At 67.6% G+C, this 10,878-nt stretch carries 12 protein-coding genes; 8 read left to right on the top strand and 4 right to left on the bottom strand.

Translation table 11 applies throughout. The annotated features are described in order from the left end of the window. Positions 1-118 precede the first annotated feature (118 nt). From OJI97_RS06095 to OJI97_RS06070, 6 genes are all read left to right on the top strand, one after another. Complete coding sequence (locus OJI97_RS06095) at positions 119-910, top strand: ferritin-like domain-containing protein (RefSeq protein ID WP_297662090.1); 792 nt, start codon at positions 119-121, stop codon at positions 908-910. 115 nt (positions 911-1,025) lie between these two features. Further along, positions 1,026-1,733 (top strand): M23 family metallopeptidase, encoded by a 708-nt coding sequence (locus tag OJI97_RS06090; protein ID WP_297662088.1) that lies wholly within the window; start codon positions 1,026-1,028, stop codon positions 1,731-1,733. Positions 1,734-1,822: 89 nt separating this feature from the next. Beyond that, complete coding sequence (erpA, locus tag OJI97_RS06085; RefSeq protein ID WP_297662086.1) at positions 1,823-2,164, top strand: iron-sulfur cluster insertion protein ErpA; 342 nt, start codon at positions 1,823-1,825, stop codon at positions 2,162-2,164. 334 nt (positions 2,165-2,498) lie between these two features. Next, positions 2,499-3,269 (top strand): exodeoxyribonuclease III, encoded by a 771-nt coding sequence (xth, locus tag OJI97_RS06080; protein WP_297662084.1) that lies wholly within the window; start codon positions 2,499-2,501, stop codon positions 3,267-3,269. Next, on the top strand, positions 3,266-4,258 hold the full coding sequence (locus tag OJI97_RS06075) for a cyclic nucleotide-binding domain-containing protein (protein ID WP_297662082.1): 993 nt from the start codon (positions 3,266-3,268) through the stop codon (positions 4,256-4,258). The genes xth and OJI97_RS06075 overlap by 4 nt, the downstream gene beginning before the upstream one ends. 21 nt (positions 4,259-4,279) lie before the next feature. Next, a complete protein-coding gene (locus OJI97_RS06070; RefSeq protein ID WP_297662080.1) occupies positions 4,280-5,143 on the top strand; it encodes a class I SAM-dependent methyltransferase in 864 nt (287 codons plus the stop codon). An 85-nt stretch (positions 5,144-5,228) separates the two neighbouring features. Here OJI97_RS06070 and OJI97_RS06065 read toward each other — a convergent pair whose 3' ends face one another. Both OJI97_RS06065 and OJI97_RS06060 read right to left on the bottom strand, forming a co-directional pair. Beyond that, entirely contained in the window at positions 5,229-6,155 is a 927-nt protein-coding gene (locus OJI97_RS06065; protein WP_297662078.1) for a class II glutamine amidotransferase, read from the bottom strand. A gap of 67 nt (positions 6,156-6,222) precedes the next feature. Beyond that, a complete protein-coding gene (locus tag OJI97_RS06060) occupies positions 6,223-7,389 on the bottom strand; it encodes an N-acetyltransferase (RefSeq protein WP_297662076.1) in 1,167 nt (388 codons plus the stop codon). Positions 7,390-7,515: 126 nt separating this feature from the next. On the opposite strand from OJI97_RS06060, the gene OJI97_RS06055 reads away from it, so the two are divergent. After that, positions 7,516-8,604, top strand: a complete 1,089-nt coding sequence (locus tag OJI97_RS06055) for a fatty acid desaturase (RefSeq protein ID WP_297662074.1) — start codon at positions 7,516-7,518, stop codon at positions 8,602-8,604. Between the two features lie 10 nt (positions 8,605-8,614). On the opposite strand, the gene OJI97_RS06050 is transcribed toward OJI97_RS06055, so the two are convergent. Next, complete coding sequence (locus OJI97_RS06050; protein ID WP_297662072.1) at positions 8,615-9,271, bottom strand: methyltransferase; 657 nt, start codon at positions 9,269-9,271, stop codon at positions 8,615-8,617. 259 nt (positions 9,272-9,530) lie between these two features. Here OJI97_RS06050 and OJI97_RS06045 point away from each other — a divergent pair, with 259 nt between their 5' ends. Beyond that, on the top strand, positions 9,531-10,049 hold the full coding sequence (locus tag OJI97_RS06045) for a GNAT family N-acetyltransferase (protein ID WP_297662071.1): 519 nt from the start codon (positions 9,531-9,533) through the stop codon (positions 10,047-10,049). Between the two features lie 9 nt (positions 10,050-10,058). Here the strand turns inward: OJI97_RS06045 and OJI97_RS06040 are convergent, their stop codons facing one another. Next, entirely contained in the window at positions 10,059-10,808 is a 750-nt protein-coding gene (locus tag OJI97_RS06040; RefSeq protein ID WP_297662070.1) for an alpha/beta fold hydrolase, read from the bottom strand. Between the last annotated feature and the right edge of the window lie 70 nt (positions 10,809-10,878).

Below are 10,878 nucleotides of genomic sequence, written 5' to 3'. Positions count from 1 at the left end.
CGACGGCGCTAGAGGATTCTTCGCCCCCCCGCACTGGACCCGGGTTCCCCCAACCCAACGCCCGAAACGCGGGCCCCCGGAACAAGTCCGGGGTGACGGATGGAGGAATGGCAACATGATGACCACCTTGGGCGAAGCCGCGCGCGCGGTGCTGCTGACGCCGGACCCGCACGACAAGCGCCGTGCGGCGCGCGCGCTGGCGCGGGCGTGGCGGCGCGGTGAGCTCGCGCATCGCTGCGATACCCCGATGCCCGATCGTCCGGCGTGGCCCGAAAAGCCCGAATTGCTGCCGCCTAACCGGATGCCGCGCCGCCGCAAGGGCGGGTCGGATCGCGGGCGGATCGCGATGCTCCACGCGCTCGCGCATATCGAGTTCGTCGCGATCGACCTCGCGGTCGATCTCGTCGGGCGCTTCGGCGGCGCATTCCCGCGCGACTTCGTCGATGACTGGATCGGCGTCGCCGCCGACGAGGCGATGCATTTTGCCTTGCTCGACCGGCGATTGCGCCAGCTTGGCAGCTTCTATGGCGAACTCCCCGCTCACGCCGGTTTGTGGGAAGCCGCGGAGGCGACGCGCGACGATGCGCTGGCGCGGCTCGCGATCGTCCCGATGGTGCTCGAAGCGCGCGGGCTCGACGTCACGCCCGCGACCGTCGAACGCTTCCGCGCTGCCGGAGACGCGCCATCGGCGAAGATTTTATCGCGTATTTACAAGGATGAAGTCCGGCATGTGCGCGCCGGCACAGCCTGGTTTAACCAAAAGTGCGACGAAATGGGATTCAACGCCGTCGAAACGTGGCAAAGCCTCGTAAAATCGCGATTTCGGGGCTCCGTTAAGCCGCCGTTCAACGACTCGGCGCGCGGCGAAGCCGGTTTAACGCAAGACTATTACGCCGTTATTGCTTGGTAAGGCTTGGGCCGTCATCAACACTCGCGGGCAGGGACAAGTTCCCATCCGAACATAACATCCGGCACCAGCGGCCCTTAAGAAAGGGCACTGGCGACAAGGACTGCGGGGTCGATACGTGCGATACGCTTCTCTGGCGCAAAAGTTTCATCTTGGCCTCATTGTCTGCGCCGGCGCGCTGACGGGTCTTGCCGCTCCGGCGGCGTACGCGGCGGACGCCGCCGGTGCCGATGCCGGCATCGCCGTTCCCGACGAACCCGATCAGGACAATTTCCCCGCGAGTCTGGTCGCGCAGACCGAGGATCGGGAAGCGCGCGCGATCTTCCAGGCGTGGAAGCGCCTCGACACCGGCCTGGCGGCGAACATCGGCGTTTCGGTGCCCTCGCGCCGCCCGATCGAGCAGATGTCGCTCTCCTCTTCCTATGGGATGCGCGTTCATCCGATCACCGGCAAGCTCGCGCGTCACAACGGCGTCGATATTCCGGCGCCCTATGGCACCCCCATTTACGCGACCGCCGACGGCATCGTCGGCCGCGCCCAGCGGCTCGGCGGCTATGGCAATTATGTCGAGATCGAGCATGGCAACCAGATCGAGACGCGCTACGGCCATATGTCGTCCTACATCGTCCGCTCGGGTCAGCAGGTGAAGAAGGGCGACGTGATCGGCTATGTCGGCTCGACCGGCCGCTCGACCGGCAATCACCTTCATTATGAAGTCCGCATCGAAGGGTCGCCGGTCAATCCGCTGCCCTTCTGCGCATCGGATTCGATGACGATCGCGGCGATGACGGGTAACAAGAAGCTCGCAATGGGCGGTCCCGAATAAGGCTTCTCTGGGTCGGAGAGGAGGGGCGCCCCACGGTAAACGGCCGGGGCGCCCTTTTCATTTGAGCGCACGCCTCCTATCTTGCCGCCATGGCCACGCAGATTTCCGACATTAGCCTGTCCCCCGCCGCCGCGGCGCGCGTCCGCTGGATCGCGACCCGCAAGGGCGATGCCGAGGCGGCGCTGCGCCTCGCGGTCGACGGCGGCGGCTGTTCGGGCTTCACCTATCGCTTTGGCCTCGCCGAGAGCATCGACGCCGATGACGTCGTCACCGAAACCGACGGGGTGAAACTGGTCGTCGATTCCGTAAGCATCGATCTGGTGCGCGGCTGCGTCGTCGATTTCGTCGATTCGCTCGGCGGATCGTCGTTCAAGGTCGAAAATCCCAACGCGGCTTCGGGTTGCGGATGCGGATCGAGCTTCTCGATTTGAGCCGTCCCTTATGATTTCGTCATACCGGACCCGTTTCGGCATCCATCCGTCCTTTCATCAGGCGCAGCGCCAGTTGGTTTCACGCGAAGACGCGAAGCCGCGAAGAAGAAAGCTTGGGCCGACAGGCCCCATCGTCTTTTAATGGTGCGGAATGTCGTGACATCGAAAGAAAAAAGCCGCTTCGCGGCCAGCACGATCTCTTCGCGTCTTCGCGTCTTCGCGTGAAACAAATAGGCGCCACCCTGCCGGACGAGCGCTGACGCATTGATGCTGCAACAAGTTCAGGGTGACGAAGGGGCTGGGATCGGCCCTGTCTTCCTGTCATAGCGGGCGCATGAAAGTCGCGACCTTCAACATCAACGGGATCAAGGCCCGCCTGCCGCGCCTTGTCGAATGGCTCGAGGAAACGCAGCCCGACGTCGCCTGCCTGCAGGAGCTCAAGTCGAGCGACGAGACGATGCCGACGAAGGAGATCGAGGCGGCGGGCTACGGCTTTCTCTATCACGGGCAAAAGGGCTTCAACGGCGTCGCGATCCTCGCCAGGGGGACCGAGCCGGTCGAAATCCAGCGCGGCCTTGCGGGCGAGGCCGAGGACGAGCAGTCGCGCTATCTGGAGGCCGACGTGTTCGGCGTGCGCGTCGGCTGCATCTACCTGCCCAACGGCAATCCGCAACCGGGACCGAAATTCGATTACAAGCTGCGCTGGATGGCGCGGCTGCGCGAACGCGCGAAGGCGCTGCTTGCCGCCGAGGTGCCGGCGATCCTGACCGGTGATTATAATGTCATCCCGCACGACGACGATGTCTGGGACCCGCGCGCGATGGCGAGCGATGCACTGATGCAGCCCGATTCGCGCGATGCCTTTTTCCGCATCCTCGGCGACGGCTGGACCGACGCGATCCGCAGCCGCCACCCGGCGGGAGGCGTCTGGACCTTCTGGGACTATCAGGCGGGCGGCTGGCAGCGCGACCATGGTTTCCGCATCGACCATCTGCTGCTCAGCCCGGCGATGGCCGACCGGCTGACCGATGCCGGGGTCGACAAGGATCATCGCGGGCGCGAAAAGGCCAGCGACCACGCGCCGACCTGGGCGGTCTTTGCATGAGCCTGCTGTCGGCCGATCATCTGGCCGACGCGCCGCTTTTCGCGGGACTGGGTGAAGCCGAACGCGCCGAGCTCGCCGACGCCTTCGTCCCGCGCCATTTCGCAGACGGCACCGCGATCCTCGTCCAGAACGAACGCGCCGAGGGGCTGTTCCTGATTGATCAGGGGCGTGTCGATATCGGCAAGCGGCTGCCCGGCGGCGGATTGGCCCTGCTGGCGACGGTCGGGCCGGGCGAGGTGATCGGCGACATGGCGCTGATCGGCCGCGATCTGAGGCGGTCGGCGATGGGCATCGCGCGCGGTCCCGTCGCGACCTGGTATCTGCCCGCCGACCAGTTCCGCGCCGCGCTGGCGCGGCTGCGTCCCGCGTCGCTGCAATTGCAGGCCGAGCTCGGGCGGCTGATCGCCGGGCGCGTCGTCGCCAAGGCGGCCGATATCGCGGCGCTGCTGGTCGCCGAGCCCGACGCCTTCACCCCCCGGCCGCAGCGCGGGCTCGCGCCGGTGATCGAGGAGGGCTTCACGCCCGAAGCCTTTCTCGCGAAATTGCCGTGCTGCGCGGCGATGACGCCGGCGCAGCGGCTCGCCTTCTGGAACGCCGGTGAGCGGATCGAGGCACCGGCCGACGCCGACCTCGCGCCCGTCGGCGGAGCGGCGGACCGGGTCTGGCTCGTCGTGCGCGGCGCGGTGCGCAGCGCGCTGCCGCATCGCGGCGGCATCTATCAGCTCACCGTAACCGGTCCGGGCCAACTCGTCGGCATCGCCGCGATGCTTGCGGGCAGCACGCACGACCGGTTGCTCAGGACAAGCGAGCAGGCGACGCTGCTCGCCTTCGATCGCGCGACCTTTGCCGAGATGATCGAGACCGGCGACGCGCTGAGCCGCGAGCTCGGCGCGTCGGTCAACGCCGATCTGGTCACCGCGCTCGATGCGCTCGATCAGGTCGAGGCGCGCATCCTCGCGATGCGGCGCGGCCACGCGGTGGCGGCCTGAACGCAGCAGCAAGGGAAGAGGATGACCGAAAGCAAAGCCTATCAGGTTGCCGACTGGAACGGCCGCAGCGGAGAGCAATGGGTCGCCAACCAGGCGCGGCTCGATGCGATGCTCGCCGCGTTCGGCGACGCGGCGATTGAAGCGGCAGCGATAGGGGAGGGCGAGCGGGTGCTCGACGTCGGCTGCGGTGCCGGCGCCACCAGCCAGGCGCTCGCCGCGCGCGTCGGGCCGCGCGGGCAGGTGCTAGGCGTCGATATTTCGGCGCCGCTGATCGACCGCGCGCGGGCGGCGGCTCCGGCCGGTGCGCCGCTGACTTTCGAGCTTGCCGATGCGGGCACCGCGGCGCTGCCCACACGGGCGTTCGACCTGCTGTTCTCGCGCTTCGGGGTGATGTTCTTCGACGATCCGGCGGCGGCTTTCGCGCATATGCGCGGGGCGTTGAAGCCCGGGGGACGGCTGGCGTTCGTCTGCTGGCGGGGCGGGGCGGAGAATGACTGGGTGCGCCTGCCGATGGCGGCGGTCGCGGACCTCACTCCCCTGCCGCCGCCGCCCGATCCTGAAGCGCCCGGCCCCTTCTCGTTCGGCGATCGGGGCCGCGTCGCGCGCATCCTGACCGATGCGGGATTCGCCGACATCTCCATTACGCCTTTCGATCACCCCGTTCCCTTCGGGCATGGCGCGACGCGCGAGGCAGCGGTCGACAATGCGGTGGACATGGCCTTTCAGGTCGGCCCGCTGGCGCGCCTGCTCGCCGAGCAGCCGGATGAGATTCGCGCGCGGGCCGCGGAGGCGGTGCGGCGCGCGTTCGCGGCGAAACCGGGCGACCACTCGGTGATGATCGACGGCGCTGCCTGGATCGTCACCGCGCGCAATCCGGCGGGGTAGCGCAAGGCCGATGGGTGTCTCGACTTCGCTCGACACGAACGGGATTGGGGTGATGCCGATTTAACGCGCTGCTCTTTAGCGCAGCCTATCGCGCCAGCGGCACCACGCGGAACGCGGGGCGATTTCCGTCCATTTCGGCATGGATCATCGCATATTCGGGCACCGGCATCCACGTCGCGCTGTTCGACGATAGCGGCTCCGACGCGACGATCACCGCGCGCGGTTCCTCCTCGCCGCCGATCATCTGCCACTCGCCGTCGTGCAGGCCGTAATCGCGCCCGGTCGTGAACCACATCGACAGGAAATTCATGTTCGCTTCGTGGAGCTGGTCGGGCGACCCGGTGCGGTAATGGCCGAAGTCGAAGCAATGGCGCAGCCCCAATATCTGCCGCCCCGTGGTGACGAACAGGTTGCAGCTCGACGAGATGGCGATGCCGTGATGCCGCCGCGCCGCCTCGATCAGGTCAACCGTCCGCTGCACCGCCGCGATCAGCGCGTTGCGCGCCGGCTCGACCCGCCAGTCGGGAAGCTGCGACAGCAGCAGCGCGTAGACCCACTCGCTGTCGGTCGATCCCGAAATCTGCGCGAGCAGTTCGGGGTCGATGTCGGCCATCAGCGTCCCCTTCATCTCGCCGATGCGATAGATGTCGCCGTTATGCGCCATCGCGACCGCGGCGCCGGGAAAGTGAAAGGGGTGGGTGTTCTGTTCGCTGACCTTGACGCTGGTCGAATAGGCGACGCCGCGGACGTGCGCGATCACGCATTCGGCGCGCGTCTTGATCGCCAGCGATTTCAGATTGCCGTCGAAAATGGGAAGCGAGGGCGAGCGATAGCGGTGCGGCAGCTCGGGAACGAAGCTGGCGCTGTCCCACGCCATCATCCCGAACCCCGCGAGGTTCAGCATATGCAGCATCCGCGGCATATAGGCCTGATTGACGAGGCTGCTATCGGGCTTGAACAGCAGATCGTCGAGCTGCACCGGCTCGCCCAGATACATCATCGCCCGGCACATAGATTGCCCCCGCCCGCTGGTTGTGCGCGAAGCCTACACCGCTTGCGGGGTCAAGGCGAGCGGTGGATCAGAGCGGCTTGTCGTAAATCTGGTAGACGCGGTTCACCGTCGCGTTGATCGCCTCGGCGACCGCATTCATCCCCTGATTGTCGTCGAGCACCCAGCCGATATCGCCATGTTGCGTGCCGTAGTCGCGCACCGCGTCGCGGCGGATGAACTCGATCATCATAAAGGCGAGCGTGCTTGCCATGCGGCTGTTCTGGAGCTTCTTGACGACGCCCATCAGCGGCACGCGGAGCGTGCGGCTTTTCGGCTTGCGCAGCCACCACAGCAGCTTCGCCCAATTGAAGGGCAGCAGCGAGCCGTCCATGTCGATCAGCTTTTCGTTGATGTTGGGCAGCACGATCATGAAGGCGACCGGCTCGCCGTCGACTTCGGCGACGCGGATCAGATCCTCGAAGACGATGTCCTTCAGCTTCTTGCCGACATAGGCGATTTCGCCGTCGGTGAGCGGGACGAAGCCCCAATTGTCCGACCAGGCGTCGTTCAATATGCCCATGATCAGCTTGGCCTCGGCGTCGAACTTGCTCTTGTCGACGCGGCGGATACGGATGCGCGCATTCTTCTCGCCCGCCGCGACGATGCGGTTCACGATCGGCGGAAAGCCGTCGACGATCTCGACCCCATAATTGTAGAGCGTCTTGACCGGGCGATAACCCTCGGCCTCGATCCAGTCCCGATAGAGCGGGCTATTGTGGCCGAGCATGATCGTCGGCGGCGTGTCGAAGCCCTCGATCAGCAGCCCGGGCTCGTCCCAGATCGAAATCGACAGCGGGCCGAGCGCGCGGGTCATCCCCTGGCCGCGCAGCCAGTCCTCGGCGGCGGCGATCAGCGCGTGTGCGGTTTCGCCGTCCTCGGCCTCGAGCAGGCCCCAGTTGCCGGTGCCCGGCCCCATGCCCTGCGCCGCGGGCTGTTCGAGCGCGAGGAAATCGATATGCGCCGAAATCCGCCCCACCGTGCGCCCGCCGCGCCGCGCGAGGAAAAGCTGCGCCTTGCCATGCTCGAACCAGGGATTCTCGCCGGGGGTCAGCAGGCCGTAAACCTCACCCTTCAGCGGCGGCACCCACGCCGGATCGCCGCGATTGAGGCGGTAGGCGAGCTCGACGAACTCGCGCTTTTCGGCCTTGCCCTGGACGGGATGGATGGTGATCGGGCCTTCGTTATGGGCGGTCATGCTGGTTTCCTGAAGAAGCGATCCTATATGATTGGCGACGCATTAGGGCATTGCCGTGGCGCTGGCGACCCGCATTCGGCCATTTTGCTGCCACGAAATCATGGTGAAGCTATAGGCATGTTAGCGATGAACACTCTTGTCGACCGGATGTCGGAGTCGCCGGTGGTAAAGGCGCCCAAATCGGCGATCGCCGACGATATGGCGATGATCCGCGCGGCGTCGGAGCTGACGCGCGATCTCGTCGTGCCGAGCGCGCGCGTCTATTGGACCGATTTCCTCGCTTCGGCGCTGGTCGGCTATGCCGGGGTCGCGGCGGCGATCCTTGCGCCGTCGACGCCGTGGATGCTGCTCGCCGCCGTCGTCGCGGTGCTCGCGCTCTATCGCGCGGGCAGCTTCATCCACGAGCTCACCCATATCCGCAAGAATGCGCTGCCGGGGTTCCGCCTCGCGTGGAACATCCTGGTCGGCGTGCCGCTGCTCATCCCCTCCTTCATGTACGAGGGCATTCACAGCCTGCACCACAACCGCACCAAATATGGCACGGTCGAGGATCCCGAATATCTGCCGCTCGCGCTGATGAAGCCGTGGACGGTGCCTTTGTTCGTCGTCGCGGCCGCCTTCGCGCCGCTCGCGCTCGTCTTCCGCTATGCGGTGCTGACGCCGCTGTCCTTCCTGATTCCGCCGCTGCGCCGCGTGGTGCGCGAGCGCTATTCGGGGATGATCATCAACCCGATGTTCCGCCGCAAAGCGCCCGAGGGCGAGTTCCGCCGCCAATGGGCGTGGCAGGAAGCCGGTGCCTGGGCCTGGTCGACGCTCCTTGTGGCCGCGGGCGTCTTCGGCTGGGTGCCGCTGCGCGCGCTCGTCATCTTCGGCGCGATCGCCGCGGCGACGCTGGTGCTCAACCAGATCCGCACGCTGGTCGCGCATCTGTGGGAAAATGACGGCGCGGTGCTGACCGTGACCGGGCAGTTCCTCGACAGCGTCAACGTGCCGCCGCCGGGGCTGCTGCCCGAGCTGTGGGCGCCGGTGGGGCTGCGCTATCACGCGCTGCACCATCTGCTGCCGGGAGTGCCCTATCACGCGCTGCCCGAGGCGCATCGCCGCCTGAAGGACGCGCTGCCCGCGGACTCGCAATATCATGGCGCCAATTACCGCAGTCTGCCGAAGCTGGTGATGAACCTCGTTGCCGGCTCGGCGCGCGGCGCCGCCGCCTGATCCTGCCCGGTCAGGGGCGCGGCGTGATCCCGTCCCGCGCACGGCAAAAGCGGAAGACGCCCCCCGGCTTCGCCGCCCCGCCGGTTTCGGCGACCTCGTAGCGGGCGATTTCGTCGAGGCGCGCGAGCGGCAGCGGGCGGCGCCACGGATCGCCGACGAGCGCGTCGATGCCGCGATCGAGACAGTGGTCGAGGAAGGCGGTGACGGCACCCGCCAGCGCATCCGAATAGAAGAGGTCGCCGACCAGCACCAAGTCGACATCGGGCACCTCGAGCGCGGCGACGTCCGCCGCCCGAATGTCGATCCTGACATCGTTGAGCGCCGCGTTGAGCGCGAGCGCGGTCAGGGCGTGGCGGTCGGGCTCGACGGCGGTCACCTGCGCCGCGCCGGCCTTGGCGGCGGCGATCGCGACCAGCCCCGATCCGGCGCCAAGGTCGAGGACGCGGCGCCCGGCGACACTCTCGGGATGGTCGAGGACATGGCGCGCGAGCGCGAGCCCACCGGCCCAATGATGTGCCCAATAGGGCGGCGGCGCGTCGCCGTCCGCCGCGAGGCGGCCGACGCGGCTCGACGGCACCGCCTTGTGCAGGCGGATTTCGGCGATGCCGGGGACCGGCAGCACGGGCAGGTTGGCGCGGATGAAGGCGGCGGTGTCGGAGAGGGCCATGCGCTGGATTTAGCGCCTTCGCGGGCCGGCCTGCCAGCCCGATTCCCGCCGATGGTTGATCGCACCCCGCAAAGCTGATAGGCGCGGCGGCGATGACCAACGACCGATCCCTTCGATTCAAGGCCTATTGGCGCTCCTTTATCTAGGAGCGGCATGGCATCACCCTGTGACCATCGCCGCCGTGTTCGGACAGGCGAATGGTCATCATCACACCACCAACCCCCCGGGCCCGGCGCGCGCTTTTCAAAGAAGACGCGACATGACCGATACTTTGCTTGCCCTTTCGACCGACCATTGCCGCATCGCGCCGCTGCACGCCGATGACGCCTGCGCGCTTGCCGCGATCACCGACGAATCGGTGACCTCGCAAATTCATTTCCTGCCCGAGCCCTTCACCGAAAGCGATGCGCGCGCGCTGATCGCACGGTCGGGCGGCGGCGACGTCTTTCATGCGGTTCGCGACGGCCGCGACGGAGGCCTGAGCGGGGTGATCGGCGTCCACCGCCGCGCGGGGCGCGAATATGAGATCGGCTATTGGTTCGCCGCCCGCGCGCGCGGCCGCGGCATCGCCACCGAGGCGGTGCGGGCGGTCGTCGATGCGCTTGCCGCGTCGCGGCCAGGCTGCGCGATCGTCGCCGAATGCCGCCCGGAGAATGAACGGTCGCGCGCTTTGCTGCGCCGGGTCGGCTTCGTCTCGACCGGGCTCGCGGGGCGGCGGCCGGGACGGATGCTGCTGAGCTGGCGCGCGGCGCCGCTCGATCGCATCGACGTGTGCTGAGCGGCGCGCTCAGGCGGGCGGGGCGACCTCTTCGGTCAGCGCCTTGACGATCGCGGCGACCGAGGTGGGGGCATAGGCGAAGCCCATATGGCCGCAATCGACCTCGATCCGCCGGTCGCTTTCGTGAGCGGACCCGCGCGCGCTGTTCACCGCGACCACCCCGTCGTGGCTCGACCAGAGCGCGAAAGTCGGCATCGCCGGGCGCGGCGCGGGGTGGAAGTCGATCGGCGGATTGTCGACCGGGTGGCGCGCGATCAGGTGATAGAGGCGCCACGCGCGATTGGCGCGGCGGCTCCCCGAAAAGGGCGAGCCTAGCGTGACGACGCGCGCGACCTTGCCCGGATGATGCTTGGCATATTCGCGCGCGTAGATGCCGCCGAGGCTCCATCCGACGAGCGCGGGGGCGTGGCCGGTGCAGTCGATGATCCACTGCACTCGCGTGTCGATGCGGTCGATGATGTCGGGGGTCGCGCCGCGGTTGAAGCCGAGGCCCCAGGCATAGCAGCGGAACCCCGCGCGGCGCAGGTCGCCGCGCAGCGCCTTGGTCGCCCAGTCGCCCGACAGGAAGCCGGGGAGGACCATCACCGGCGGATGCGCGCTGTCGGGATTGGGCTCGGGCGGCAGCGGCCGGATGCGCCCGCCGAGCGCGCGCAGCAGCGCCGCCGCCTCGCGCCACAGCAGCGACAGCGGCGGCGGCGCATCGGGATCGGCGATGCGCGCCGGCCATTCGGCGCGCCTGGTGAGGAAACCGCGAAGCATGGCGGGCCTAATCCCATATTCGTCATTCCCGCGAAAGCGGGAATCCCGCTGTCTTGCATCTCTTCTTCTT

Origin of the sequence: Sphingopyxis sp. (assembly GCF_025869345.1) — a bacterium.
In the GTDB taxonomy this organism is placed as follows: Bacteria; Pseudomonadota; Alphaproteobacteria; order Sphingomonadales; family Sphingomonadaceae; genus Sphingopyxis.
The sequence above is the reverse complement of the archived record's forward strand: the minus strand, read 5'-3'. Positions and strand labels throughout refer to the sequence as shown.